Here is a 25,540-nt window from a genome sequence, read left to right as displayed (position 1 = left end):
GTTCTGGTGTCTCCGCCCGTCGGTGCCGGTGGGTGATGAGCCCGCGGCTCGTTTTCATGGTACCGCCGTATCAACATCATGGTACGGTCGTATCACGAAGAACGGATCCCCGGTCCTCCAGGAGGTGCCCCCGTGCCCGAGACCCCTACGTCTGAGAACAAGCCCCGTGTACGCCGCGACATCGGCCGCTACGTGAGCGACGAGCTGCGGAGGCGCTACTTCGCGGCCTGCGACGCCCTCTACGCGAAGGGAGCGCCCGCCCGCTCCGAGACGGACGTGGAGACGAGCTTCGGGACCACGCACGTCTACCGGTACGGCCCCACGAACCCGGCGGCGGAGTCCCGTACGCCGATCGTCCTGATCCACGGTTCGGGCGGCTGCTCGGCCCAGTGGTACCCCAACACCGTCGCCCTCAGCGCCGACCGGCCCGTCTACGCCCTCGACACCCCCGGCGACCCGGGCCGCAGCGTCCAGCGCGAGGTGATGTGGCAGCCCGAGCGCGCGGCCCAGTGGATGGACGAGGCCCTCGACGCGCTGGGCCTGGACCACGTCCACCTGGTCGGGTCCTCCTATGGCGGCTGGCTCGTCATCAACCAGGTGCACCTGCGCCCCGGCCGCCTCGCCTCGGTCACCGCGCTGGACCCGGGCGGCCTGGAGAAGGTGGGGCTGCGCTTCTTCGTGTGGATCTTCGCCAGCCTCTTCGCGACCTTCGCCCCCAAGGCGCTGCGCCCGGCCCTGGCCAAATGGCTCGAGCAGCCGGTCCTGATCGACCCCGAACTGCGCACGATGATCCAGAGGGGCGTCCGCGCCTTCCGGATCCGCCGGCCCGCCCCGCTGCCGCTGTCGGACGCGGAACTGGGCTCGATCCGCACGCCGTTCTACCTGATCATGGGCAAGCGGAGCCTGCTCGTGCACCCGAAGCGCCAGCTGGAGCGGGTGCCGCGGGTGATCCCGGGAGCCCGCGCCGAGATCGTCGCCGCGACCGGGCACGGCCCGCAGATCGACCACCCCGAGCTGGTCAACGCCCGGATGCTCAGCTTCATGGAGGACGTCGACTCCCTCGACCCGGCCGCGCGCAGGGCCGCGTAGCAGGGTTCGGGTCTGCTCAGGCGGCTCGGAAGCGGAGCCGGTACTCCGTCGGCGTGGTGCCGAGCGTGCGGCGGAAGGCCCGTACGAGGGTGTCGGCGGTGCCGAACCCGCAGGCGGAGGCGATCCGGTCGAGCGTGGCATCGGTGGCTTCGAGCTGGCCCCGTGCCAGTTCCACGCGGGCCGACTCGATGTAGGCGGCCGGGGTCGTGCCCAGCTCGGACTTGAAGATCCGGGCCAACTGCCGCTCGCTGACGTGCGCGTGCGCGGCGAGCTCTGCCAGGCTGATCCGGCCGCCGAGGCGCCGCCTGACGAAATGCCGCAGCTCCTCGCCGCGCCGCGTCGCGGAGGGCGGCTCCAGCGGGACGCTGAACTGGCTCTGCCCGCTCGGCCGCTTCAGGTACATCACGAGCTGCCGCGCCACGCGCAGCGCGACGCCCTCGCCGAAGTCCTCGGCCACCAGGGCGAGCGAGAGGTCCAGACAGGCGCTGATCCCGGCGCCGGTCCACACCTCGCCCTCCCGGATGAACACCGGGTCGGCGTCCACCTCGACCTCCGGGTACTCGGCGGCGAGCTGCTCCGCGGTGGACCAGTGGGTGGTGGCCCGCTTGCCGTCGAGCAGCCCGGCCGCGGCCAGCAGGTGTGCCCCCACGCAGACGGAGGCGACCCGGCGGGAGCGCGCGGCGAGCGTCCGCACCCGGTCGACGACCTCCGGGTCGGTGAGGGCGCGGACGCGGCGCTCGGCGTCCAGTTCGACGGCGCCGGGCACCAGGAGCGTGTCGATGCTCCGCGCGGCGGCCTCGGAGAAGGTCAGGTCCGGCAGGACGCGCACCCCGGCCGAGGTGGTGACGGGGTCGAGGGTCCGCGCGGCCAGGACGACCCGGTAGCCGGCCGCGTCGTCCGTCTCCCGCGGGACCAGGGAGAACACCTCAGGCGGTCCGGTGACGTCGAGCAGGTCGACGCCCTCGAAGAGGACGATCACGATCAGCCGGTCGAGGGGCTCCAGGGGCGCGCACTGCGTGGAATCGAGGTCCAGCCGGTGTCCATAGGTCTCCATGAGGTCTCCATGACGTCTCCGTGGGTGCTTCTCGGCGGGCGCTCACGCGCAGATGTGTACAACGCTAACGGGAAGCGTAATCGATGATTACAAAATGCGGTGAGACGGCGGTCCCGGGCGCTGCATCCCCCCAGGTCAAATCTGTTAGCGCTGCTACCATCGATGCCATGTCAACGGCCCGAGATCGCATTCTGGAAGCCACCGCGGAGCTGCTCGCCAGCAAGGAGGCGCCGGCGATCTCCACCCGGGCCATCTGCGACCGGGCCAAGGTCGGCATGCCCGAGATCTACCGCCAGTTCGGCGACAAGGAGGGGCTGCTCACCGCGGTGGCCGACCTCGGCTTCGAGCGTTTCCTCGCCAACAAGCGGCGCAATCCGCAGACCGGCGATCCGGTGGCGGACCTGCGCACGGCCTGGGACAGCCACGTCGCCTTCGCGCTCGGCAACCCCCACCTCTACCGGCTGATGTTCACCCCGGCGGGCGCGGCCAAGCCGCAGGCGATCGCGGAGGCGCAGGCCCTGCTCCTGACGGCCGTGGAGCGCTGCCGCGCGGCGGGCCGGCTGCGGACGGCCCCGGCGCTGGCGGCCCGGTCGATCCTCTCGGCGAACGTGGGCGTCTGCCTGATGGCGCTGTCCTTCCCCGAGCTGTACGGGGACCTGGACATCTCGCAGTCGGTACGTGACGCGGTGATCGGGAAGGTCACCGGCGACGAGCGGGAGGACACGAGGATCGGCGCCGCCACCGTCCTCGCCCAGGCACTGGTCGACACCCTTACGGGGGCGACCCCGGCCGTGACGCCCCGGCCGTGACACCCCGGCCGTGACGCCCCCGCTGTGACGCCCCCGCTGTGACGCCCTCGCCTTCCCTCGGCAGCGGTGATGCCCATGCCGACCCGGCGACGGCGTACGCCGGGATCCGGAAGGACTTCGAACGTGCGGGGTTCACCCGTGCGGCCGACACCACCCCGGTCCTGGCCGGTCATCCCCGGGTTCTGACGCGGCTCGACCCGCTCTGAAGGGTCCGGTGCCGTTCCGGTAAACCACCTTTCCGAGCAAACCATCCCAAAGTGCACCCAACCGGCTCTGATGTTCAGATGGGGCGATGTCCGGCGTCGACCCCCGCTGAATGGAGCGACAGATGGCCAACCTCCCCTTCGAGGCCTACTGAACCACCTGGTCTTCGCCGAGCCCGGCCGTACGGACGCCAAGGAGGCCCTCGCCGGTGTCTACGACAAGCTCGGCCAGGGCGCGGAGAACGGCCCCTGGCGCAACTTCTACCTGACCTCCGCCATGGAACTGCGCCACGGCGAGAACGCGGCCCTCCTCGACACCGCCAACCCGGAGATGGCGATGGCCCTGACCACCGACATGCTCCTCGACTCGATCGCCGTCCGGATCGACGGCCCCCGGGCCTGGGACGAGGACCTCACCATCGACCTCGTCCTCACCGACGAGGGCAGCCACCACCGCCTCACCCTCCACAACGGCGCCCTCACGCACCGGACCGTCACCGACCCCCGCACCCCGGCCGGCCTGACCCTCACGCTCACCAAGCCGCAGCTCCTGGCCGTCCTCGCGGGCCGGGCCCCGGACTCCATCTCCACCGAGGGATCCCCGGCCCTCCTCAGCCGTCTGTTCTCCTACGTCACGAAGCCCGACCCGGCGTTCCCGATCGTCACGCCGTGAGGCCGTAGGCGGCCGCGGCCTTCGAGCGGTGCTGCGCGAAGACGACGAGGCGCAGCACCGCGAACCGGGCGACGCCGGCGAGCGCGGAGGCGGACAGGTACACGGCCTGTTCGCGCACGGCACCGGGCGAGGGCTCGAGCTGCCGCAAGACGAGCATCGCCGCGCAGGTCACCGCGTACGCGGCGACCGCGGATCCGGCCGACTGCGCGTGCTGGCGCCAGGTGGCCCGCCCGCCGAGTCCGAAGGTGAAGCGGGCGTGCAGCTCGGTGGCCAGGAGCGTGGAGAGCGCGGTGACCAGGGCGTTGGCCAGGATCCAGGGGATCCAGGAGGCGAGGCCCGCGACGGCGAAGCTGGAGGCCACCCCGACTCCTCCGCCGCAGACGACGAAGCGGGAGAAGGCGGTGACGGCGCCGGACGCCGCCTGCTTCCGGCTCTGCGCTGTCTCCATGATCCAGCCCCTCCGACGGTGACGTCCGGAACCCGCGAACCCCTCGAACTCCGGTCGCGGACCACAGGGTGTGCCGCATTGGTGTCAGTCTGGCACACATGTGGCGCCAATTCTAGGAATTGGTGGCACCACGCTCCGCTCCTGATAGTGTCGGCGCCGCATGTGACCCACGTCACTTGACAGGAGCATCGCAATGAAGCACCGCATCGTCGTCCTGGGTGCCGGCTATGCCGGGGCCTACGTGGCGGGGAACCTGGCCCGCAGGCTCTCCCCGGCGGACACCGAGATCACCGTGGTCAACGCCGAGCCGGACTTCGTCGAGCGGCTGCGGCTGCACCAGCTCGCGGCGGGCCAGGAGATCGGGACCCGCAAGCTTGCCGACGTCTTCGCGGGGACGGGGATCCGGCTGAGCCTGGCCCGCGTCACCGCCGTCGACCCCGAGCGCCGGACCGTCACGGTGACGGCCGCCGGTGCCAGTGCCAGTGCCGGCGCCGACGCCGGTGCCGACCACGGCACCGGCGAACTCGGCTACGACACCCTGCTCTACGCCCTCGGCAGCCATGGCGACGACCGAGGCGTCCCCGGGGTGGCCGAGCACGCCTTCGACGTCGCCGCCCGGCCCTCGGCCCTGCGCCTGCGCGAGCGCTTGGACTCCCTCGGCGGAGCCGGAGAGGTCCTGGTCGTCGGTGACGGGCTGACCGGCATCGAGACCGCCACCGAGCTCGCCGAATCCCGGCCCGGGCTGTCGGTGACGCTGGTCGCCCCCGGCGAACTGGGTGCCCGGCTCTCGACCGGGGCCCGCGGCCATCTGCGCCGGGCCTGTGACCGGCTGGGCATCACCGTCGTGGAACACACCCGCGTCGAAGCCGTCGAGGCGACCCGGGTGCTGTGCGCCGACGGGACGGCCCTGCCGTCCGACGCCACCGTGTGGACGGCCGGGTTCGCGGTCGCGCCCATCGCGGCAGCCGCCGGGCTGGCGGTCACCGCGGACGGCCGGATCCTCGTCGACGCCACCATGCGCTCGGTCTCCCATCCCGAGGTCTACGCCGCCGGTGACAGCGTCCACACCATCGGCGCGAACGGCCTGCCGCTGCCCATGTCCTGCGCTTCGGCGGGCTTCACCGGCATGCAGGCGATGAAGGCCATCATGGGCAGCCTGACCGGCACCGGGACCGGACGCGTCAAGCTGGCCTACCAGGGCAACCACATCAGCCTCGGCCGCCAGGACGCGATCCTGCAACTGGTCGACGGCGCGGCCCGGGCGAAGCCCGCGTACACGGGCGGCCGGAAGGCCGCGCGCATCAAGGCGGCCATCCTCAAGATGTCGCTGTGGACCACCTCCCACCCGACCTTCGGCCTGCCCAAGCGCCGACGCCGCCTGACCGCCGTGCCCGACCGGTCCGTGGCCGCCGCCTAGGTCGTCTACATCGAGGTCTACCCGGCTTCGGCGCGCAGGATCGTAGAGGAGTTCCCGGCCGCCGCCACCTCCGGCCGCACCGAACGGCTGGTGGCGCTGCTCACCGACGACGTGGTCGCTCTCTCCGACGGCGCCGGGCCGGCCGCGGAGCTGAACACGGCGCCTACGGGGCCGTGGGATACAGGGACTTCCAGAACGTGCAGTGGTGCTCCACGGCGAAGTCCACGGGGTGGATGCCGCCGGGGCCGGACAGGGCTGATGGTGCCGTGACCCCGCGGTGCACGTCGTAGCCTGAGCCGCGAGTCGTGGCCCGAGCCGCGACCAGCGTCTTCATCGACGTCTCCCGACACCACAGACCGAGAGGGGGGCGACCGGCATGGAGTGGGCACTCGGCGCCGCCGGAATCACCGCCGGGCTGCTGATCGCGCTGGTGACGGCGCCGGTCGGGGTGTCGGGGGCCGTGTTCCTGCTGCCGGTGCAGCTCAGCGTGTTCGGCGTTCCCAACCCCGCCGTCACCCCGACGAACCTCCTCTACAACGTGGTCGCCGGGCCCGGAGCCCTGCTCCGCTACCACCGCGACGGCGCCCTGGGGGGACCGCTCGTACGGCGCATGGTGCTGGGCACCCTGCCCGGCGTGGTCGCCGGAGCGGCGATCCGCGTGTTCGCCGTACCGGGACCGGCCGCCTTCCGCCTGCTGGTGGCCGCCCTGATGCTGCCCCTCGGCCTCTGGCTCTGCGCGCGCACCCTGCGCCCCGTACCGGCGGACGACGGGCCGCCGCCCTCGCCGCGCACCGTGACGGGCCTCGCCCTGGCCGTGGGGGTGGTCGGCGGGATCTACGGCATCGGCGGCGGCTCCATCCTCGGCCCGCTCCTCGTCGGCCGGGGCCTGCCGGTCGCCCGGGTCGCGCCCGCGGCCCTCGCCTCGACGTTCGCGACCTCCCTGGTCGGCGCCGCCACGTACGCGCTGCTGTCCCTGACCGGGCGGGCCGACATCGCGCCCCACTGGTACCTGGGGCTGGCCTGCGGCCTGGGCGGACTCGTCGGCGGCTACCTCGGCGCCCGCCTCCAGCCCCGCCTCCCGGAGAAGGGCCTGCGCCTCCTCCTCGGCTCGCTGGCCGCCGCGCTCGGCGCCGTGTACGCGGTCGACGCGGTCGTCTGACCCCGGCCTCGCCCCCGCCGCCAGGGCCTAGGGTCGGCGGCATGACCGTCGCCCGCTCCATCGCCCTGTTCGTCGTCGCCGCGCTGTTCGAGATCGGCGGCGCCTGGCTGGTCTGGCAGGGCATCCGCGAGCACAAGGGCTGGATCTGGGCCGGCGCCGGCGTCATCGCGCTGGGGCTCTACGGGGTGGTGGCCACCTTCCAGTCCGACGACGACTTCGGCCGCATCCTCGCCGCCTACGGCGGGATCTTCGTCGCCGGGTCCATCGCCTGGGGCATGGTCGCCGACGGCTACCGTCCCGACCGCTACGACGTCATCGGCGCCCTGGTCTGCCTCGCCGGCATGGCCGTGATCATGTACGCGCCCCGCAGCCACTGACGACGCGACCCCCCGCCGGTGGCCCTCCCTTGGCGACCTGCGGGTGAATCGAACCCCGGTACGATCTCAACTTCTTGATCGACTAGGGGGAATTGATGGCGACCGCCGACCATGCCGTGCTGAGTCCACTGGGGCCGAACGATCCGCGGGAGATCGCCGGTTACCGGCTGCTCGCGCGGATCGGTGAAGGCGGCATGGGATCGGTCTACCTCTCCCGGACCCGCGGCAACCAGCCGGTCGCCCTGAAGGTCATCCGCCGCGAGTTCGCCCAAGACCAGGACTTCCGGGCCCGGTTCGAGCACGAGGTCCAGGCGGCGCGCCGGGTGCAGGGGTACCACATCGTGCCGGTCGTGGACCACGACACCAGTGGCGAACAGCCCTGGCTCGCCGGAGCGTACGTACCGGGACTGGCGCTGGACGACGCGCTCGCGGCCCACGGACCGCTCCCGATGCCCGCCGTGTTCCACCTGATCGGCTGCACCGCACAGGCCCTGCATTCCGTACACGCCGCGTCGGTGATCCACCGCGACCTGAAGCCCAGCAACATCCTGCTGAGTTCGAACGGCCCCTGGGTGATCGACTTCGGCATCGCGCGCGCCACCGACGCCACCCAGCTCACGCGCAGCGGCGGGTTCATCGGGACGCCGCAGTACATGTCGCCCGAGCACGCCCTGGGCCGCCTGGTCACCCCGGCGACCGACATCTTCGCGCTGGGCCTGATCGCCGCGGTCGTGGCCACCGGCCGGCACCCGTACGGTGACGGCGCCGGACTCTCGATCGCCGCCTCGATCGCCGCCTCGATCGCCAACACCCCGCAGCAGGCCCCGGACCTGAGCGGGTACCCCGATCCGCTACGGCCCCTGCTGGAGCGGTGCCTGGCGGCCGATCCCGCCCGGCGGCCCGCGCCGGCCGAGCTGGTCGAGTGGTGCCAGCGGGTGGCGGGGCGGCCCCTGCGCGACTTCGAGGGCTGGCTCCCCGCCGGGCTCACGGCGGAGATCACGCGGCGGGAGCAGCTGGCACAGGTGCCCCCGCAGCCGCAGACCCCGCCGGCCCCCTCGTACAACCCGACGTACGTGCCGACGCAGGCGTCGGGACCGGCCCAGGCCCAACAGCCCTACGCGCCGACGCGGGCGTCGGGCCCGGTGCACCAGCCGATGCAGGGCGCACCCCACCCCCAGGCGGCGATGTACGCGGCGCCCACCACCACCGCTCCGGCCCCCGCCGCCACCACCGCGCCCGCCCCCGCGAACCGTGGCGGCGGGCGGGTTCCCCTGATCGTCGGCGCGGGCATCCTGGCGGTCGCCCTGGCCGCGGGCGGCACCTGGTACCTGACGCGCCCCGACGACAAGGGAGGGGCGGAGGGCAAGGGCGGGGACAAGGCGGTGGACCAGTCGAACTCCGCGTCGCCCGCGGTGCGGAGCCAGGCCCCGTCGTCGGCGGCGCCCCCGACTCCCGCCGCCCCCGCCTACACGGTGGTGTTCCAGTCCAAGCCGTTGAAGCTCCTGGCTCCCCGGGAGTTCGGCAAGTACAACGACGTCGACCTCGACTTCCCCAAGGTGGCGCCCTTCGGGGAAATGGGGAGCGGCAACCGGGAGCTGCAGATGGGCTTCGACGCCGTCGAGAGCGGAACGCCCTTCGGCAAGAGCAAGGGCCCCACCCCCGAGCAGTGCGCGACCGGCGCCGACACGGATCCGATTCCCGACCGGCTGGACGGGGCCGCCCTGACCGGAGCGGACAGCACCATCGTCAAGGGCGATCTGCTCTGCACGGTCACCTCCAAGGGCAACCTGGCGATGGTGAAGATCGTCGGCATCGAGCCCTCGCCCGACAAGCTGCACGACATCCCGACCTACCGCACCGAAGTGACGCTCTGGAAGCCCCGGTCGTAGCCGTATCGGTCGGGGCGTAGGCCGCGTCGGCCGAGTCGGCCGCGTCAGCCGCGGGTGGCGCGGCGGCCGAAGGCGAACCAGAGGCCCAGCAGTACCCCGCCGCCCACGGCGACGGCGGTGGTGACCGTTCCGGAGGCGAGGCTCGCGGTGACGACGACGGCCAGCGCGTACGCCACGGGCAGCAGCACGTTCAGGTTGGTGGCGGCTGTCTTCGGACCTTGTGACATGGGTGGGTCCCCCTGCTCGGTTGGTCGGTCGTACCCGGCCGCACGTCGTGTGCGCGGCGGGCGGATTGGTCGTGGAGCGCGTCGTTCCGGAAGGATCATCTCACCTGGCAGCGGTTGCCGTGAGTGGTTCGCAGAGGGGCGGGTCGCGTCGGCGGTCGATAGGCGTCCGTGACTGACTAGTCGTCATATCGAGGCTGCTCAGCGCCGGTTCGCCGCGTCGGCCATCTGCGGGCCCGCCAGTCGGGCGAAGAGTCCGTCCGTGTCCGCCATGAGCTCCTCGTACGTGCCCTGCTGGACGACCCGGCCCCGGTCCATGACCACGATGCGGTCCGCGTCGACCACGGTGGACAGCCGGTGCGCGATGACGATCCGGGTGGCGTTCAGGCGGCGCGTGCTCTCGGCGACCAGTCCCTGCGTGGGATTGTCGAGGGCGCTGGTCGCCTCGTCGAAGAAGACCAGGCGCGGCCGTGCCACCAGGGCGCGGGCGATCATCAGGCGCTGGCGCTGGCCGCCGGAGAGGGTGTTGGTGCCCTCGGAGAGCACGGTGTTCATGCTCATCGGCATGGCCCGGATGTCGTCGGCCAGGCCCGTCATCTCGGCGGCCGCCCAGGCGTCGTCGAGGGTGTGGCCGCCGGAGCCGACGATGTTGGCGAGGATGTCGCCCGCCTGGAGCGAGCCGTTCTGCAGCACCACTCCGCACTGCCGTCGGACCGCCGAGACGTCCAGCTCGGCGAGGTCCTGGCCGTCGTACAGCAGGCTGCCGGACATGGGGGTCTCGAAGCCGAGCAGCAGTCGCAGCAGGGTGGACTTGCCGCTGCCCGAGGCGCCGACGACGGCGATGAACTCGCCCGGCTGCACGGTGAGGCTGACGTCGTCGAGGACGAGCGGGCCGTCCTGGCCGTAGCGGAACGACAGGTGCGAGACGGCGATCCGGCCGGACAGGTCGCCCGGGTCGACCTTGGTGCCGTCGTTCTCCGGCTCCGCTTCCAGGATGGGCTTCAGCCGCTCGAGCATCGGAACGGTTCCGACGGCGGTCACGGCGGAGGCGGTGAACTGCAGGCCGGCCGAGAGCAGCAGGTTGAAGGCCGCGAAGAACGGCAGGAAGGTGGTGAGCGGGACCTCCCCGTGCAGGGGGCCCGCGGTCACCCCGAAGACGACCGCCGAACACACCAGGGGGAAACCGGCGTTGAAGGTGGTCACGCTGTTCTGCACCCGGCGGACGCGGGCGGACAGGCCGTGGCCGCGGGCGGCCAGCCGGGTCCACTCGGCGAAGGCCCGCTCCTCGGCGGCGGCCACCCGCAGCTTCGGCATGGCGGTGAGCATCTGGAAGACCATCGCGGACATCGCCTGCTCGTGCGTGTACTCGCGCCGGGCCCACCGCAGTTGGAGCCGCCCGGCCGCGGCGGCGAACAGCACGCCGACGGCGGTGAGACCGGCGGCGACCAGGGCCAGGGTCAGGTCGTACCAGAAGACGAGGGCCAGGTTGGCGAGGCCGGTCAGCAGGGCCAGGGTGGCCGTGGTGAGCATCCCGGACAGGAGTTCCTGGGCGGCGGTGACACCGAGCACGGTGGTGCCCAGTTCGCCGGTGGAGTAGCGGGTGAAGAACGCGGCCGGCAGGGACAGCAGCCGGTTCCACAGCCCGGCCTGCATGGCGGCGCCGGTGCGGCTCTCCAGCCGTAGGACGGCGAGGTTCTGTACGACGGACAGCGCGGCGGTCACCAGGCCCGAGCCGACGACGACGAGGGACCCCTGCACGATCAGGTTCCGGTCGGCGTCCGCCACGAACTCGCCGAGCACCTTGCCGGTCATGACCGGGATGATCAGGCCGACCAGGGCGACGAACACGCCGGTGAGGGCGAGCCGGGCCAGGTCCCGGCCGTGCCCCAGCGAGGGCGAGAGGCCGAACCTCAGCAGGCTGGGGACGTCGCGCACGGCCGCCGGCAGCGGCCGGTACAGCACGACGGCGGCGGGGCGCAGCCGGGCGGCCGTCCCGGCGTCGAGCAGGGAGACCCGGCCTTCGTCGACGAGTACGTAGCCCTGGCCGAGGGGCAGCAGCGCGACGGGCCGGCCCGTGACGTGGTAGCCGAGCACCGGCCCCACGTCGCGGGTCCACCAGCGGTCCTCCAGCCGGATGCCCCGGGTGCGGAAGCCGGAGGCCAGCGCGATGGCCCGCAGGTCCTGGGCGGGGTTGCGGCGGCCCGGGCCGGGGCTCCGGACCGGGGGGCGGACCGAGAAGCCCTGCCGGGAGGCGACCAGCCGGACCGCGGCGAGCATCGGCTCGTCGTCGGCGACGTCGGCGAGCTTCAGGCGCGTGCCGGTGTCGTGCAGCACCGCGTCGAAGGTGCGGACGGCGGACGACAGCACCTTCCCGTCCTGGGCGCGGCGCGCGGCGAGTTCGGCGCGCTCGCGGGCCCGCTGGACGGCGATGCGGTGGTCGACGGTGGTGCGCAGCCGGGCGGAGTGCTCGGTCAGCGCGTGTGTCAGCCGGCCCTCGCGGTAGACGGAGAGGAGGGAGGCGGTGGTGAGGCGGGCGTCCCCGCGGGCCCGGACCCAGTCCTGCTCGGTCAGGATGAGCTCGGCGCCGGGGCCGACGGGCTCCAGTGCGCCGGTCTCCTCCTCCCCCTCGGCGGCGGCGCCCTCGGTGGCCGGGTCGCCCGGGTCGAGGAGGCCGGACTCCACGCGGACGAACTGCACCCCGTCGACGGAGCGGGCCACGTCGCCCTTGCCGAGTTCGGTGCCGTCGGTGGTGCTCAGGGAGGTGAACTGGCGGGGCGCGAGGGCGCCGGGGAGCGCGTCGGCGAGGGCGGTGAGCCCGGCGGTGAGGCCGGCGAGGAGCCGGGCGTGGTCGAGCGCGGCGGAGGGCTCGCCGACCGTCCGGGGCAGTGTGGCCCGGCCCTGGCGGATCTGGTCGAGGAGGGACAGCGGCAGCCGGGTGAGCCGGGCGTCGAGCACGGGCCGGGCGATGACGGTGTGGCGGCTCTCGCCGCCGGTGCCGCACACCACGAGCATGCCGGCCTCGGCGCGGCACAGGAAGTAGCGCCGGCCGTGCTCACCGCCGTCGCCGCCGTCCGGTCCGCGGTCCACGGCGAACAGGTCGGCCGCGCCGGATTCCACGTACAGCAGGGTGGCGGGGTCGTCGAGGCAGAAGGTGCGGGCGGGGGCGGCCGCGGGGGAGCCCGCGGCGGAAGAAGTGCTCACAGCGTGTCCTTCTCCTCGGAGCGGCTGGCGTCGAACAGGGCGGCGTAACTGCCCTGGGCGGCGACCAGTTCCTCGTGCGTGCCGCGTTCGGCGATGACGCCCCGGTCGAGCACGATGATCTCGTCGGCGTCGCGTACGGTCGACAGCCGGTGGGCGATGATCAGGCAGGCGCAGCCGCGGCGGCGCAGGTTGTCCATGACGGTGCGCTCGGTCGCCGGGTCGAGCGCGCTGGTGGCCTCGTCGAGGACGAGCAGGGTGGGGCGGGAGGCGAGCGCGCGGGCGAGTTCCAGGCGCTGGCGCTGGCCGCCGCTGAAGTTGCTGCCCTGTTCGCACACCCTGGCGTTGATGCCGCCGGGCCGGGACATGACCTCGTCGAAGACGGCGGCGTCCTGGAGGGCGGCGAGGACGACCTCGTCGGGCACGGTGTCGTCCCACAGGGTCAGGTTGTCGCGGACCGTGCCGGCGAAGAGCGCGATGTCCTGGTCGACGTAGGCCATGGAGGCGGCGAGGACGGTACGGGGGATCTCCTCGCGGGGCTGTCCGCTGATGAGTATCTGCCCCGAGCGCGGCTCGTACAGGCCCGTCACGAGCCGGCCCACGGTGGACTTGCCACTGCCGGAGCCGCCGACGATCGCGGTGCGGGAGCCGGGGGAGACGGTGAGGCTGAGTGTGGTGACGACGGGGTCGGAGAGCGGGCCGTAGCCGAAGGTGACGTTGTCCAGGGTGAGTTCGCCGTCGAGCCGGTTGGCGGGGAGGTCGTGCCGGTTGGCGGGGACGCCGCCCGTCAGGCCGTCCGTCAGGCCGCCCGTCAGTCCGTCCGTTCCGGCCGCCGCGGGCTGGAAGCCCCGGGCCTGCGGGTACTTCTCCACGTCGTGGATGCGCTTGAGGTCGGCGTTCATCTCCTGGAGCCGGCTGCCCAGGTTGGTGAGCTGGGTGACGGGGCGGCTGAGGGCCGCCAGCAGGGTCTGGAAGGTGACGAGGATGCCGACGCTGAGGGTGCCGTCGGCCACCCGCAGGCCGCCGACGAGCAGCATGACGCCGATGTTGACGACGGCCAGCAGGGGCGGCAGGACCGTCAGCATCGCGGTGGTCTGCCCGAGCCGCTGCTGGGCGGTGGTGACCTTGGCGAGGAAGCCGGCCCAGCGGGTGAAGGCGTCGGGCTCGGCGCCGGTCGCCTTGACGGACTCGATGGTGGACAGGGTCGCGAAGGTGGTGCCGATCAGGTTGCCGCGGTCGGCGCGCAGCGCGTCCACGGCGTCCTTGCGGGTGCGCGAGACCAGTTGCAGGACCAGCACGTTGAAGCCGGCGGTGGCCAGGCCCAGGAGGCCGAGCAGGACGTCGTAGCGGACCATCAGGGCGCCGTAGAAGACGACGAGCACGCTGTTGATGGTGGTGGCGGCGACGTCGCGCGAGAGGATCATCGCGACGGTGTCGTTGCTCGCGACGCGTCGGGCGACCTCGGCCGGGCGGCGCTGCAGGAAGAACTCGATGGGCAGCCGCAGCAGATGGCGGAAGAAGCGCGCCGACGCCACCAGTCCGGTACGGATCTCCATGCGCAGCAGGTAGTGCTGCTGCACGGAGGTCAGGACGAAGACCATCACGGCCGTCACCAGCATCGCCAGGACCAGCGGCAGCACGGCCGTGGGCGAGTCGGAGACGAGCACCCGGTCGAGGAAGACCCGGGAGTAGGCGGCGCCGATGATGCCCGGCACCACCAGCAGCAGGCTGGCCAGCAGCACCAGGGGCAGGGCGCGCCCGGACGGCAGCCGGCGGTCCAGGAGGGCGGCGGCGGTGCTGCTGCGGCGGCCGCCGGGCGTGAAGTCGGGGCCGCGTTCGAAGGTGAGGACGATGCCGGTGTACCCGGAGTCGAACTCGGACCACTCCATCAGGCGCGGTCCGCTGGCCGGGTCGTTGACGGCGACCTGGGTGCGTCCGAACCGGGTGGTGATGCCCTCGACCACCATGAAGTGCTGGAACGCCCAGAAGATCATGACCGGCCCGACCCGGAGCTTCTCCTCCAGCTGGTTGGTCTCCGCCTGGAAGCCCTTGGCGACGAGCCCGAACGAGCGGGCCGCGGCCAGCACGGAACTCGCGCGGGCGCCGTCCCGGGAGACGCCGCACAGGGCGCGCAGCTCCTCCAGCGGGACGTGCCGCCCGTAGTGGGCGAGGATCATCGACAGACTGGCCGCGCCGCACTCCACCGATTCCATCTGCAGGACGGTGGGCACCCGGTGCGCGCGGCGCCGGGCCCAGCGGCGGCCGCGGGCCGCGGTGCGCTTGGTGCGGCGGGCGTCCCGGCGGGAGGCGGCGGCCACGGGGGGCCGGATCTTCGTGTCGGTCATGGCTGCCGTTTCCTCAGCTTGGCGTCGGTTGTCTCAGCGGCGGCGTCGGCGGCGGCGTCGGGGGCACCGCTCAGCGCCCCAGCACCAGGTCGAACGGCGACTGCGTGCGCAGCTCGATGGAGGCCGACACGGAGGTCTGCGAGCTGAGCCGGATGGGCGGAGGCTTGGCGGAGCTCCAGGCGTAGCCGGAGGCGGAGCCCGCCGCGGGGATCAGGTCGACGGTGACCAGGCGCGGCGCCTGGTCCTGCTCGAAGCTCTGGGCCGCCAGCTCGCCGCCGACGATCGCCGCGAGGCCCTCGCGGGTCAGCGGGTACGGGTCGACACGGGTGACCGTGCCGCGCAGCAGGCCGTACACGGCCGGGGGAGCGGTCGACACGTTCAGGTCGACGGGGCGGCCGGGCACGAGGCGGGCGGCCCGGTCGGCGGGTACGAAGACGAGCGCGACGAGGCGGTCGCCGGGGAGGTCGGTGCGCTCGACGGTGGCGACGGTGGCCCCGGCCGGGACGAACTGGCCGGTGGTAAGCGGGGCGCTGATGACCTTGCCGGCGAACGGGCTGGTGATCGTGTGGATCTTCCCGGCCTCGTCGGCGAGGCGGGCGACGGGCTGCCCGGCGCGGACCTCGTCGGCGGGGCGGACCAGGAGGTCCTGTGCCATGCCGGTGTACGGGCTCTGGACCTGGCTGGTGCCGCCGGGGTGGGTCAGGACGCCCGGGGCGGCGACGGTGACGTCGAGCCGGGCGACCACCGCCCACACGCAGGCCCCGGCCATCACGATGAGCACGACGAAGACGGCGATCCAGCCGCGCGGGGCCGCGAGCATGACGGCGGCGTCGAGCTCGTCCGGCTCCCGCTTGCGCTGCAGGGCCTGGTAGCGGAACTTCACGGCGTCGTCTCCCCTCTCGCGGACCCGGCCGGGCGGCTGCCCAGGACGAGTTCGCCGACGGTGCCCTCCAGCAGCGGGTCCCGGCCGGTGGCGGCGGCGAAGGCGCTGGTGTCGCCGCCGCCGAGCCCGCACACGGCCAGGCCCATCGCGGTGGCCACCAGGTAGACGGTCTGGTAGAGCACGCCGACGTGCTTGAGGATCAGCGGGTAGGCGACCGTCTCGTACTTCCACATGACGCGGCCGAAGCGGGCCGCCACCAGGAGCACGACCTGCGGATCGTCCTCCATCATCGAGCCGCCGCGGGCCTCCTTGACCAGGGTCGCGGTGGCCGGTCCCGGCGCGCTGACGAACTCCAGCTCGTGCCGGTCGGGCGCGTACCGGTACAGCCCCGGCTCCAGCCCCTCGCAGCGGGTGACCAGCGGGTAGACCTCCAGCTCGTGCACGGCTCCGCCGCTGGGCAGCGGGCGGTCGGCGAGCTCCTGGCCGTCGCTTCCGGTGAACGTGCGGCGGATGCGGACGGTCCGGTAGAGCAACTCGGCGAGCTGGTCCAGGGTCAGCGGGTGCTCTTGGTCGTGCGCGCGGGTGGAGGTGCGCCGCTCGATGGCCTCGGTGAGGGTGAGGTCCCGGGCGGTGATGGCTTCGAGGTCGGGGACCGGCAGTGCCACGCGCGGCCCGTCGGCGGCGGGGGCCGCGACCGGCTCGGGGCCGAAGAGGTCCGCGTGCCGGTAGGTGCCGCCGTAGCCGGGCGCGGAGGCCGGGACGCGGGTGCGGGCGTGGAAGGCGAGGTCGACCGGGTCCCACTGGAGGCTGCCGCGCTCCTCGGCCTGCGGGTCGGCGTCGGGGCCGCCGGGGGCCAGCGCGCCGGCGGTGGCGAGCAGCCGCACCAGCGGGGTGGGGACCTCCTCGGTCCAGGTGGTCAGCAGCGGGAGCAGCGCGGTGGCACCGGCGCCCAGCTCCACGGCCAGCGGGCTGCCGGGGGCGCGCAGCGCGAAGGCGCCTTCGGCGGGTGTCAGCAGGGCGTGCCGGCTCAGCCGTACGGGGCCTCGCGGGGCGGGCTTGAGGGCGGTGGAGCCGCGGCCGACGGGCACCAGGCGGGCGACGGGAACGCCGTCCGGGCCGGCCACCGCGTGTTCCAGGAGGCCTGCGGCTTCGAGCCTGGAGCGCAGCATCTGCCAGCGCAGCAGGCCCATTTCGCCGTCGTGGGCCACGACGAGCGCGCTGATCGCGGCCTCGTCCCGGTCGCCCTCGCCGTAGGCGCGCAGCGCGGCCTGGGCGCCCGGGGTGATGGCGCCCAGGCGCACGGCGCCGAGGCGGGTGGCGATCGCGCCGTCCTGGAAGGTGCCGCCCCGGGCCAGCCGGCTGGTCAGGGTGTACGTGGCGGACACCACGGAGGCCGGCGCGGCCTCGTCCGGGAGTGTGCTCGTACTGGTCATGGCTCCAGCCCTGATGAGGCGCGGGCCGGGTCGTGCCCCGGCCCGCGGGTGTGACGGATGGCCAGGCTCAGAAGAAGACGTTCCAGGTGTTCAGGTCGGCCTCGGCGAGCGGCTCCGCGAGGCGGCCCATGCGGACCGGAGCCTCGTAGAGCCGGCCGGGGCCCAGCCGCCGCCAGAAGTGGCGCAGGCCCGGGGCGATCACCTTGACCACGTTGAGCTCCAGGTCGGGGCGCGTCTGGTCGACGACGATGACCTCGGAGCCGGCCTCCTTGATCCGCTCGACCTGCTCGCGGATGCGGTCGGAGAGGTCGAACCCGGCCCGCGGGCCGACCTTGGTCGCCGGCAGCTCCGGGTCGGGCAGCAGCCAGGGCTCCGCGGCGACGGTGGCCGTCTTCAGCCAGGTCAGGGTCTCCAGGTCGCCGACGAGGTAGGTGGTGTTCCCGTCGGCGTCGCGGTTCTCGATCATCGGCAGGAACTGGTTGAGTTCGGTGAGCGCGCGGAAGGCGGCGACGCGCGGGTCCGGGTGGGCGCCGAAGCCGACCATGATGTCCTCGACGCTGTGGCGGCGGCGCGAAGCGGCCACGTACACCGGCATGCCGAGGTCGGTGGTGAGGTCCATCATCCACAGGTCGCGGTTCATGGCGCCGTAGTAGGTGCGCAGTTGGTCCACGTACGGGTCTTCGAGCGAGTCCATGTCGAAGGCCGGCAGGCGCAGCCGGTTGTACCACCACACGGCGACGGCGTCGCGCTCGGTGAGCTCGCACAGCCCCTGGAGGATCGCCTCCTCGAGGGAGTTGCCGGCGGCGGTGCCGTTGGAGTCGGCGATGCAGAAGAAGTGCTCCTGGAGGTCCGGGTGGCCGTACCAGGAGTAGGCGGCCGGGATCAGGCGCTCTTCGTCGTGGGTCAGGGACCAGCCGCCGGTCCAGTCGATCGCGACGTCCTCGGGGAACCGGTCCGGCACCTTGTGCAGGCGGTTGGCGGGGTCCTGGTTCCAGGTGTCGCGGGCGGCGACCTGCGCTTCGGAGAAGTGCAGCAGGGAGGCGGGGTGGACGACCGTGGCGGGGTCGAGGTCGCGGTAGGCGGCGCGCCGCACGGCCTCGTCACCGCGCCAGACGCCGGCGTAGCGCTCGATGGCCTCGCAGACGGCGCTGACCTTGGCCTGGATCTCGGAGCGGCCCTTGCCGCCGCTCTGGCCGCGCAGGTTGCGGCGCAGCAGGTCCATGCTGTCGTTGACCATCGCGAAGTTGTGGCCCGCGGCGTAGCTGTAGGTCAGCGTGTTGGACTCGGGCGTGTGCGAGACCAGCTTGGTGATGGCGCCGAGGTGCGGGCTGATGTGCCGCTCCAGGCGGGCGAGGGTGGCCTCGGGGCTGTTGACGCGGTAGCCGCCGTCGCTGGTGTGGCTGGCGTCGCCGGCGGCCAGGACGATCTTGGGGCTGCGCTCGCTGACCAGGGTCGGGTCGCCGCAGGAACGGCACTGGGGCTGGCGGATCAGCTGGTGCCGGTCGGTGGTGAGGGTGGAGAGGTCGAGGGTGACCATCTGCCCGCACAGGGCGCCGGGTTCGCCGGTGGCGGCGATCCGGGCGGCCTCGGCGGCGATCAGGCCCGCGGCGGCCAGCGGTCCGGCGGGGATGGAGGCGCGGGCCGGGTGACGGGGCACGGAGTCGCCGCGCTTGCCGGCCAGGTAGCGCTCCAGCTGGCGGTTGCCGGCCAGGCGCTGGGCCAGACAGGTCCAGCATCCGGTGTGGTCCGGGTCGAGGTACGGGCCGATCCAGGGCGAGATGCCGCCGGTGCGGGCCAGCAGCCACGGCTTGGCCGCCGCCAACTGCTTCTCGTTGCGGGCTTCGAGGGCCGGGTCGAGGTAGTCGTCGACGAGGACGACGGAGATGCCCTCTTCGGGCACGGTGTCGAAGTCGCCGGTGAGGGCGGTCAGTCCGAGCGCGCGCAGCGCCGCGAGGACCGGCTCGGGGTCGATCCCCGCGGTCGCGGCGACCGTGACGGGCGCGGTGGCGAGGGTGGCGGCCGGGTCGATGCCCAGGGCGTCCCAGTACGCGAGGGTGGCCTCCGGCAGGTCGGGCCGGCCCTCGGCCAGGTGCCCGGCGGCGCCGAAGCGGGTGAGGGCCGCGAGGACGGTGGGGATGGGCAGCGTGCCGGCGAGGGCCTGCACGATCTCCATGACGGTCTTGCGGCCGTCCAGGTGCGGGAGCACGGCCGCGGCCGCCTTGCCGGGCACCAGGTAGTCCTGGCCCTCCGCGTAGAGGAAGACCCGCTCGCCCTCCACCACCTCGACGTGGAAATGGGCCTTGAGGCGCGGCTTTTCCATCTGTCCCCCTTGGTTCTCGCGGTCAGCCCTGACGTGGCATCACACCGGCAACCCAAACACGGGGCCGATCCCGGGTAAATGCTTCACCTGATACGCAGGAAGGCCTTCGAATACGTAGCCCGGCGGGATGTTCCATACGTACCGGGAGGCACACGGGACGCGGAGTGGCGCGCACGGAATCCAGCCATCCGGTTGACATGTAAAAAGCTGGCCCAACTGGGCTGTCACTACTGCCACTTTGGCTTGATCTGCCCCCGGCGCAATGCGACATTGACCCCATGCATTCACCCAACGGGGATCTGTACCACCGCGAGCGTGAGATGGGCCTCCTTGAGGGTGCCGTCGGTGAACTGGCACTGGGGCGACCGACGGTGGCCACCATTCACGGGTGCCACGGAATCGGGAAGTCCGCGCTGCTGAACGCGGTGCCCCGGCTGCTGCCCCCCGGGACCCTGGTGCTGCGGGCGCGCTGCCATCCGAGCGAGAGCCAGTTCCCCTACGGCATGGTGAGCCAGCTGTTCGACCCGGTGCTCGGCGGCGCCGGCGGTCACGGCGCGCCCGGAAGCACGCCCGGAAGCACGCCCGGACCCGGGCTCGGAGAGGACGGGCCCACCCACGAGGCCCTGCTGGGCCTCCTGCGGACCACCCGCTCCCTCGCCGTCGACCGGCCGGTGGCCATCCTCGTCGACGACCTGACCAACGCCGACCCGCACTCGCTGCGCTGGTTCTCGTACATCGCCCGGCGGCTCGACGACCTGCCGGTGCTGATGGTGGCCACGCTCCCCGCCTCGGCCGCCGCACAGGTGGCGGAGCAGCTCGGCCCGCTGCCGTACCTGCTGCGGCTGTGGCCGGAGCCGCTGTGTCCGACCTGTACGACCGAGCTGGTCGACCGCGCCTTCGAGAGCCCCGTCGACCAGGAGCTGGCGGCGCTCTGCCACACCCTCGCGCACGGAAACCCGCTCGTGCTGCACGACCTGGTGACCCGGCTGCGGCGCACCCACGTGCCGCCCGGCTCGCCCGACCCCGACCAGGTGCTGCCGATCGGGGCGCAGGCCCTCTCGGAGACCGTGCTGGCCTGGCTCGGCGAGGACGACCCGTGCGCGAGCGAACTGCTCACGCAGCTGGCCGTCCTGGGCCCCGACACCGACCCGGCCGTATGCGCCGCCCTCTCCAAGCACGGCGAGGTGCACGACCAGCAGGCCCGCGAAACGCTCGTACGGGCCGGGCTCCTGGAAGCCGGTCTGCCCGGCCGCTTCACGCACACGGCCGTCCGGCCCGCGGTCCTCGCCCGGGTCTCGGCGCATGAGCGGCTGGTGCTGCACGGGCGCGCCGCGGCCGTACTGGCACGGCTCGGCGCCCCGGCCCGGCAGACTGCGGACCAGCTGATCCTGGCGGGCTGCGACTGGGGGATCGACGTACTGCGCGGCGCCGGGATCCAGGCCTCGGGGGTCGGCGACCACGAGTCCGCGGCCCGCTACCTGCGCCGCGCGCTCACCCTGCTGGAGCAGCGGGAAGCGCCCGGGGAGGAGGGCGGCGAGAGTGCGGCGAAGGAGGCCCGGGAGCGTGAAGAATCTTTTCTTGATCTGACGGTGCGGCTCGGCGCCGTCGAACTCCACCGCGACCTCGACGCCTGCGCCCGGCAGGCCGCGGTCGCGGCCGACAGCCCGCTGGGTCCGGTCCGGCGCGCCGAGGCCCTGGCCCGGCTCGCCTCCCCCGCGCTCGTCTCCCGGGTCGAGGGCGCCCACCCGTTCGTCCGGGTCTGCGGCGAACTGGCGGCACTGCCCGCGCCGCCGCGCGAGCACCTGCTGCGGCTCACCGCACAGACCCTCCTCACCGGACACCGCTCCGGCCTGCGCCGGGCGGCCCGGCTCGCCGCCGCCGACCCCGGCGACCCGGCCGCGCACGTCTTCGCCGGGGCGCTCGCCGCGGCCGCCGCCGCCAGCGGCCGGCTCGGCACCGCGCGCCGGATGGCCCTGCGGGTCGCGGCCGGCCCGGCGGGCGCGGAGGGGACGGCGCCCGCGTCGGCGGCCGGCCCGGTGGGCGCGGCCCTGGCCCTGACCTGGACCGGCGACCTCGACGGGGCCGCGGCCCTCGCCGACCGGCTGATCAGCATGTCGCGTGCCTCGGACGACCTCGCCACCACCCTGCTCGGCCACCTCGTGCGCGGCGAGGTCCGCCACCGCCGGGACGCGCACGCCGACGCGCACGCCGACGCCGAGGCCGCGCTGCACCTGGCCCGCACGCTGAACGCCCCCGCCCTGGCCGTCGCGGCCGTCGCGGCCGCGGCCCGCGCCCTCGTGGGCCTGGGCCGGGCCGCCGAAGCGGCCGCCCTGCTGACCGGCGAACCGGCGGCCGGGGACGCCCACCCGTTCATCAAGGCGCTGTCCCTCCAGGCCCAGGGCACCGTCGCCGCCGCCCTCGGCGATCACACCACCGCCGTACGCCTGTTACTCGACTGCGGCCACCGGCTCGCGCTGCGCGGCATCACCCACCCCGGCTGCGTGACCTGGCGGGCCCAGGCGGCCGCCTCGTACCGGGCCCTGGGCGAAGAGGCCGCCTCGGCCACGATCCTGGACGGCGCGCCCCGGCAGCGCGGCACGGCGCCGCAGCTCCGGCCGGGACGGGAACGCACCCTGCTGAGCCCGGCGGAGCAACGGGTGGCCGAGCTCGTGGTGCGGGGCAGCTCCAGCCTGGAGGTCGCGGAGAAGCTGTTCCTCAGCAAGCGCACCGTCGACACCCACCTCGGCCGCATCTACCGCAAGCTCGGCATCCACAGCCGGCACGAACTGGCGCGCGCCATCGGCGAGGAACTGCCGGTCTGACGACGGCCGGTGGGCGGAGCCGCCGAGCTCCGCCCACCGGACTGACGGCCTAGGCGCGCGCCGCCTCCGCGGACCGGCCGGACCGGCCGATGCCCAGCCGGGGAGCGGTCGTCAGGTACAGCCCCGTCGCCGCGTCGTGGCCGCCGAGGTCGTGCTGCCCGGCGGACATCCGGTCGGCCAGGACGTCGGCGGGCAGCGGACCGGCGCCACCCGCCCGCCGCGCGTCGTCCAGGTCCAGCACCCCGGCGGTGAGCGCCGCGAACGCCTCGCTGTCCGGCGCGGAGCGCATCGGGTCCGGGCTCTCCCGGGGGGCCATCAGCTCGGGGTGGCGGCCGCGCGCGAGGCGCTGGGCGAGCCAGAAGTACGTGGACTTGCCGCGGTACTGCTCGTAGAACCCGGCCACCATCGAGAACATGCGGGCGTACGCGTTGCGGTAGAGCGCTTCGTAGAAGGCCAGCGCCTCGTCCTCGGTCACGTCGCCCGCGTCGGTCGCCGTGATCGACGCGGCGGCGAGCATGCCGCTGTACATGCCGAGGTGGACGCCGGTCGACAGCAGCGGGTCCAGGAAGCACGCGGAGTCACCGGCGAGGAAGTAGCCGGGCCCGCAGAAGCTGTCCGCCGTGTACGAGAAGTCCTGCTCGACGCGCACGTGGTGCTGGAAGGCGCCGTCCGCCACCAGCTCGCGCACGGTCCGCGACTCCTCCACGGCGTCCAGGAACAGGGCCTCCGCGCCCGCGGTGCCCCCGGCGTAGCGCTGCTTGCGCTTGAGGAAGTGGTCCTGGTGGGTGACGAAGCCGACGCTGTACACGTCGTCCTTGAGCGGGATGACCCAGTACCAGCCCTCGGGGGCGGAGATGACGTTGATGCCGCCGCGGGGGGTGCGCGGCAGCAGCGTGCCGCCCTGGTAATAGCCCCAGACGGCCACGTTGCGGAACACGTCGTGGGGCGTGCGGTTGTCGAGGTGGCGCACCGACAGCAGGCCGGCCCGGCCGGTCGCGTCGATCACGTGGTCGGCGCGGGTGGTGTGCTCCCGGCCCTCGTGGGTCCACTCGACGCCCGCCGCGCGGCCGTCCTCGAAGAGCACCTTGCGGGCCTGGGCCCCCTCGACGACCTCGACGCCCTGGGAGGCGGCGTGGCGCAGCAGGACGTCGTCGAAGTCCGCGCGGTCGACCTGCCAGGAGGTCTGGGCGTTGGTGCCGAAGATCTCGGGCCAGTCGACGACCCAGTCGCGCTCGGCGCCCCAGCGCAGCAGCAGGCCTTCCTTGACCTGATAGCCGCGTGCTTCCACCTTCTCCAGCGCGCCGGCCAACTCGATGATGGACCGGCAGGACGTCGCCACGGATTCCCCGACGTGGTAGCGCGGGAAATGGGCACGCTCCAGCAGTCTCACGCGCTTGCCCTGGCGGGCCAGCAGCGCCGCGGCAATGGAGCCGGCCGGCCCACCACCCATGACCACGATCTCGGATGCCATCGCTTTCGCCTTTCCCGTTCCCCGACGGAATTCCACCGCATTCCATGCGTCACCATGCGTCACGCGCGAACGCGGGAATTCTTCGCAGTGGATGTTTCGCATCGGATTTCTTCGGCCGAAGCGACCTTCGCACGAGGAGCGGCACGAATGAACAGGAGGGGATGCGCAGCGAGGGGATTACGTATCCGGCGGATTGCGTAAGCGGCGGTCGGTGAGGGGCTCTAGGCTGAGCCGAAGCCGTCCGTCACGCCGAACACCGCTCCCCAGGGATCGGCCAGCAGTCCCGGGGCGAGGACACGGGCGCCCGCCGCGGAGGCGAGGCGCTCGAAGGCGTCGGAGTCGGCCACGCCGAACCGCGGCACCCAGCGCGCGTCGGCCGTCTCCGCCGTCTTCTCGGTCCGGGGCCGGGCGCCGCAGACCTCCCGGTAGAAATCGCCCGACTCGTCGGGCCGCGGCGTGTGCAGCACGGCGCCGGTCAGCGCGCCGGCCTCGTCGACGACCACCACGCCCTCGTCGTGGGCGCCCTGCCACAGCCCGAAGGCCGCGCCCAGGGGGTCGACGGCGAGGCTGAGGCGGCCGTTGCCGCCGGCCGGGACGCCCGCCACCACCACGCGGGCGCCGTGCCGCTCGGCCCGCCGTCCCGCGCCGTCGAGGTCCTTCGCCGCGAGGTACACGGTCCACGCGGAGCCGAAGCGCGGGCCGGCCGGGCTCGGTCCGAGGCCGCCGACGATCTCGCCGCCGAGCAGCACCAGGTGGTAGCCCCGGCCGCCCTCGGGCTGGAACTCCCAGCCGAAGAGGGCCGCGTAGAAGTCCTTGGCACCGGTGGGGTCGACGCCTACGTGGTCGATCCAGCAAGGAGTTCCGTCAACGTACGAGGTGCGGCGGGGCACGGCGCTGTTCCCTTCGGGGTGGTCGCGGTGAGTCGTCCGTCGAGCAGGTCGGCGGCCTCTTCGGCGGCGCCCGATTCGGGCAGCAGAAGGCGCATCCGGGGGGTGGCGTTGAAGGCGGGGTCCACCGAGGCGTCCGGGGGCCACACCGAGGCGGCGAAGTGCCAGTCCTCCAGCCGGGACCGCTGCGCGCCCCTGCTGCAGAGCCGGACCAGCGTGGCCGGGCCGAGCCGTTCGCGGATGTCCGCCGTGGCGGTCAGCCGCTCCGGGCGGACCATCACGGAGGTGCCCGTGAGCGGCGAGCAGACCGTCCGTACGTCGCTGCCGGAGCCGTCGGTGAGGCCGGCGGCGCGGGCGGCCTCCAGGGCGGGTCCGCGCAGTTCGAGGGGCAGTTGGTAGGGCAGGGTCTCCCCGGTGACGCGGTCGACGACCAGGTATTGGCCGGAAACCATGCGCCACCCGCGTGCGCCCAGGGCGAGTGCCACGGAGTTCCGCGGCGAACCGATGCCGCCGACCAGCGCCACCACGGCGGCGCCCTTGGCCAGTACGGCGGCCTGGACGACCGCGTACGGGTGCTGCATGACGGCGAAGGGCGGCAGGACTGGCGGGATTCCGCCTATGCCGTGGTAGGCCCAGCGGCGTAGTACGCGCCCCTCGGCATCGAGCACGCGCACCTCGCGCCCCACCTGGCCCACCCCGGTCTGGGAGGCGAAATGCAGGCTCACCGCGGTCCGTACCGGCTCCGCCCGTTCCTCGAGCAGGTGCCGGCCGAAGTGAAAGGCGAGGTCGGACTGCTCGACCAGCCCCATTACTTGGAGGATCATCCCAAAGAACTCGAG

The 25,540-nt window shown here is 73.4% G+C and carries 20 protein-coding genes and 2 pseudogenes; 10 read left to right on the top strand and 12 right to left on the bottom strand.

Features of this window, described 5'->3' with window-relative positions; all coding sequences use genetic code 11:
- The first annotated feature begins 132 nt into the window (after positions 1-132).
- On the top strand, positions 133-1,089 hold the full coding sequence (locus OG730_RS20080) for an alpha/beta fold hydrolase (protein ID WP_327305523.1): 957 nt from the start codon (positions 133-135) through the stop codon (positions 1,087-1,089).
- 16 nt (positions 1,090-1,105) lie between these two features.
- Here the strand turns inward: OG730_RS20080 and OG730_RS20075 are convergent, their stop codons facing one another.
- Positions 1,106-2,143, bottom strand: a complete 1,038-nt coding sequence (locus tag OG730_RS20075) for a GlxA family transcriptional regulator (protein WP_442814964.1) — start codon at positions 2,141-2,143, stop codon at positions 1,106-1,108.
- A 167-nt stretch (positions 2,144-2,310) separates the two neighbouring features.
- Between OG730_RS20075 and OG730_RS20070 the strand changes: the two genes are divergently transcribed.
- The 3 genes and pseudogenes from OG730_RS20070 (at position 2,311) to OG730_RS20060 (ending at position 3,828) form a co-directional block, all read left to right on the top strand.
- Positions 2,311-2,952 (top strand): TetR/AcrR family transcriptional regulator, encoded by a 642-nt coding sequence (locus OG730_RS20070; protein ID WP_327305522.1) that lies wholly within the window; start codon positions 2,311-2,313, stop codon positions 2,950-2,952.
- Between the two features lie 29 nt (positions 2,953-2,981).
- A pseudogene (locus OG730_RS20065) lies at positions 2,982-3,158 on the top strand (GNAT family N-acetyltransferase); the annotation flags it as partial.
- Between the two features lie 70 nt (positions 3,159-3,228).
- Positions 3,229-3,828, top strand: a complete 600-nt coding sequence (locus OG730_RS20060; protein ID WP_327305521.1) for an alkyl sulfatase C-terminal domain-containing protein — start codon at positions 3,229-3,231, stop codon at positions 3,826-3,828.
- On the opposite strand, the gene OG730_RS20055 is transcribed toward OG730_RS20060, so the two are convergent.
- Positions 3,818-4,276 (bottom strand): GtrA domain-containing protein, encoded by a 459-nt coding sequence (locus OG730_RS20055; RefSeq protein ID WP_327305520.1) that lies wholly within the window; start codon positions 4,274-4,276, stop codon positions 3,818-3,820. The two genes, OG730_RS20060 and OG730_RS20055, sit on opposite strands and share 11 nt — an antisense overlap.
- Before the next feature lie 193 nt (positions 4,277-4,469).
- Between OG730_RS20055 and OG730_RS20050 the strand changes: the two genes are divergently transcribed.
- Positions 4,470-5,693 carry an NAD(P)/FAD-dependent oxidoreductase gene (locus tag OG730_RS20050; protein WP_327305519.1) on the top strand — a complete coding sequence of 408 codons (1,224 nt, stop codon included), beginning with the start codon at positions 4,470-4,472 and terminating at the stop codon, positions 5,691-5,693.
- 12 nt (positions 5,694-5,705) lie between these two features.
- Positions 5,706-5,846, top strand: a pseudogene (locus OG730_RS20045) (RNA polymerase subunit sigma-70); the annotation flags it as partial.
- Positions 5,847-5,856: 10 nt separating this feature from the next.
- On the opposite strand, the gene OG730_RS20040 reads toward OG730_RS20045, so the two are convergent.
- On the bottom strand, positions 5,857-6,027 hold the full coding sequence (locus OG730_RS20040) for a hypothetical protein (RefSeq protein ID WP_327305518.1): 171 nt from the start codon (positions 6,025-6,027) through the stop codon (positions 5,857-5,859).
- 42 nt (positions 6,028-6,069) lie between these two features.
- Here OG730_RS20040 and OG730_RS20035 point away from each other — a divergent pair, with 42 nt between their 5' ends.
- From OG730_RS20035 to OG730_RS20025, 3 genes are all read left to right on the top strand, one after another.
- The gene (locus OG730_RS20035) at positions 6,070-6,852 is read left to right on the top strand and encodes a TSUP family transporter (RefSeq protein ID WP_327305517.1); all 783 of its coding nucleotides are present in this window, start codon (positions 6,070-6,072) and stop codon (positions 6,850-6,852) included.
- A gap of 41 nt (positions 6,853-6,893) precedes the next feature.
- Entirely contained in the window at positions 6,894-7,229 is a 336-nt protein-coding gene (locus OG730_RS20030) for a YnfA family protein (RefSeq protein ID WP_327305516.1), read from the top strand.
- A gap of 95 nt (positions 7,230-7,324) precedes the next feature.
- Complete coding sequence (locus OG730_RS20025) at positions 7,325-9,118, top strand: serine/threonine-protein kinase (protein ID WP_327305515.1); 1,794 nt, start codon at positions 7,325-7,327, stop codon at positions 9,116-9,118.
- 44 nt (positions 9,119-9,162) lie between these two features.
- On the opposite strand, the gene OG730_RS20020 is transcribed toward OG730_RS20025, so the two are convergent.
- The 6 genes from OG730_RS20020 to OG730_RS19995 all read right to left on the bottom strand — a co-directional run bounded on the left by OG730_RS20020 (position 9,163) and on the right by OG730_RS19995 (position 19,521).
- Positions 9,163-9,345 (bottom strand): hypothetical protein, encoded by a 183-nt coding sequence (locus OG730_RS20020; RefSeq protein WP_327305514.1) that lies wholly within the window; start codon positions 9,343-9,345, stop codon positions 9,163-9,165.
- Between the two features lie 198 nt (positions 9,346-9,543).
- Entirely contained in the window at positions 9,544-12,543 is a 3,000-nt protein-coding gene (locus OG730_RS20015; RefSeq protein WP_327305513.1) for an NHLP bacteriocin export ABC transporter permease/ATPase subunit, read from the bottom strand.
- Positions 12,540-14,885 (bottom strand): NHLP family bacteriocin export ABC transporter peptidase/permease/ATPase subunit, encoded by a 2,346-nt coding sequence (locus OG730_RS20010; protein WP_327305512.1) that lies wholly within the window; start codon positions 14,883-14,885, stop codon positions 12,540-12,542. Before OG730_RS20010 ends, OG730_RS20015 begins: the two co-directional genes overlap by 4 nt.
- A gap of 70 nt (positions 14,886-14,955) precedes the next feature.
- Entirely contained in the window at positions 14,956-15,768 is an 813-nt protein-coding gene (locus OG730_RS20005) for an HlyD family efflux transporter periplasmic adaptor subunit (protein ID WP_327305511.1), read from the bottom strand.
- Positions 15,765-17,201 carry a SagB family peptide dehydrogenase gene (locus tag OG730_RS20000; RefSeq protein WP_327305510.1) on the bottom strand — a complete coding sequence of 479 codons (1,437 nt, stop codon included), beginning with the start codon at positions 17,199-17,201 and terminating at the stop codon, positions 15,765-15,767. Before OG730_RS20000 ends, OG730_RS20005 begins: the two co-directional genes overlap by 4 nt.
- A gap of 67 nt (positions 17,202-17,268) precedes the next feature.
- Positions 17,269-19,521 carry a TOMM precursor leader peptide-binding protein gene (locus OG730_RS19995; protein WP_327305509.1) on the bottom strand — a complete coding sequence of 751 codons (2,253 nt, stop codon included), beginning with the start codon at positions 19,519-19,521 and terminating at the stop codon, positions 17,269-17,271.
- Positions 19,522-19,799: 278 nt separating this feature from the next.
- Here OG730_RS19995 and OG730_RS19990 point away from each other — a divergent pair, with 278 nt between their 5' ends.
- Positions 19,800-22,343, top strand: a complete 2,544-nt coding sequence (locus tag OG730_RS19990) for an AAA family ATPase (protein ID WP_327305508.1) — start codon at positions 19,800-19,802, stop codon at positions 22,341-22,343.
- A gap of 49 nt (positions 22,344-22,392) precedes the next feature.
- Here the strand turns inward: OG730_RS19990 and OG730_RS19985 are convergent, their stop codons facing one another.
- The 3 genes from OG730_RS19985 to OG730_RS19975 form a co-directional block, all read right to left on the bottom strand.
- Positions 22,393-23,814: an NAD(P)/FAD-dependent oxidoreductase gene (locus tag OG730_RS19985; protein WP_327305507.1), complete on the bottom strand. Its 1,422-nt coding sequence runs from the start codon at positions 23,812-23,814 to the stop codon at positions 22,393-22,395.
- Positions 23,815-24,035: 221 nt separating this feature from the next.
- Entirely contained in the window at positions 24,036-24,704 is a 669-nt protein-coding gene (locus OG730_RS19980; protein ID WP_327305506.1) for a VOC family protein, read from the bottom strand.
- Positions 24,650-25,525 carry a hypothetical protein gene (locus tag OG730_RS19975; protein WP_327305505.1) on the bottom strand — a complete coding sequence of 292 codons (876 nt, stop codon included), beginning with the start codon at positions 25,523-25,525 and terminating at the stop codon, positions 24,650-24,652. Before OG730_RS19975 ends, OG730_RS19980 begins: the two co-directional genes overlap by 55 nt.
- Positions 25,526-25,540 lie beyond the last annotated feature (15 nt).

Origin of the sequence: Streptomyces sp. NBC_01298 (assembly GCF_035978755.1) — a bacterium.
Taxonomy (GTDB): Bacteria; Actinomycetota; Actinomycetes; order Streptomycetales; family Streptomycetaceae; genus Streptomyces.
The sequence above is the reverse complement of the archived record's forward strand: the minus strand, read 5'-3'. Positions and strand labels throughout refer to the sequence as shown.

What these genes read in the sequence shown, in the direction of transcription:
- OG730_RS20075 (WP_442814964.1), bottom strand. Translation starts at nt 2,143, where the DNA reads ATGGAGACCTATGGACACCGGCTGGACCTCGATTCCACGCAGTGCGCG.
- OG730_RS20070 (WP_327305522.1), top strand. Translation starts at nt 2,311, where the DNA reads ATGTCAACGGCCCGAGATCGCATTCTGGAAGCCACCGCGGAGCTGCTC.
- OG730_RS20060 (WP_327305521.1), top strand. Translation starts at nt 3,229, where the DNA reads ATGTTCAGATGGGGCGATGTCCGGCGTCGACCCCCGCTGAATGGAGCG.
- OG730_RS20055 (WP_327305520.1), bottom strand. Translation starts at nt 4,276, where the DNA reads ATGGAGACAGCGCAGAGCCGGAAGCAGGCGGCGTCCGGCGCCGTCACC.
- OG730_RS20050 (WP_327305519.1), top strand. Translation starts at nt 4,470, where the DNA reads ATGAAGCACCGCATCGTCGTCCTGGGTGCCGGCTATGCCGGGGCCTAC.
- OG730_RS20040 (WP_327305518.1), bottom strand. Translation starts at nt 6,027, where the DNA reads ATGAAGACGCTGGTCGCGGCTCGGGCCACGACTCGCGGCTCAGGCTAC.
- OG730_RS20035 (WP_327305517.1), top strand. Translation starts at nt 6,070, where the DNA reads ATGGAGTGGGCACTCGGCGCCGCCGGAATCACCGCCGGGCTGCTGATC.
- OG730_RS20030 (WP_327305516.1), top strand. Translation starts at nt 6,894, where the DNA reads ATGACCGTCGCCCGCTCCATCGCCCTGTTCGTCGTCGCCGCGCTGTTC.
- OG730_RS20025 (WP_327305515.1), top strand. Translation starts at nt 7,325, where the DNA reads ATGGCGACCGCCGACCATGCCGTGCTGAGTCCACTGGGGCCGAACGAT.
- OG730_RS20020 (WP_327305514.1), bottom strand. Translation starts at nt 9,345, where the DNA reads ATGTCACAAGGTCCGAAGACAGCCGCCACCAACCTGAACGTGCTGCTG.
- OG730_RS20010 (WP_327305512.1), bottom strand. Translation starts at nt 14,885, where the DNA reads ATGACCGACACGAAGATCCGGCCCCCCGTGGCCGCCGCCTCCCGCCGG.
- OG730_RS20000 (WP_327305510.1), bottom strand. Translation starts at nt 17,201, where the DNA reads ATGACCAGTACGAGCACACTCCCGGACGAGGCCGCGCCGGCCTCCGTG.
- OG730_RS19995 (WP_327305509.1), bottom strand. Translation starts at nt 19,521, where the DNA reads ATGGAAAAGCCGCGCCTCAAGGCCCATTTCCACGTCGAGGTGGTGGAG.
- OG730_RS19990 (WP_327305508.1), top strand. Translation starts at nt 19,800, where the DNA reads ATGCATTCACCCAACGGGGATCTGTACCACCGCGAGCGTGAGATGGGC.
- OG730_RS19985 (WP_327305507.1), bottom strand. Translation starts at nt 23,814, where the DNA reads ATGGCATCCGAGATCGTGGTCATGGGTGGTGGGCCGGCCGGCTCCATT.
- OG730_RS19975 (WP_327305505.1), bottom strand. Translation starts at nt 25,525, where the DNA reads ATGATCCTCCAAGTAATGGGGCTGGTCGAGCAGTCCGACCTCGCCTTT.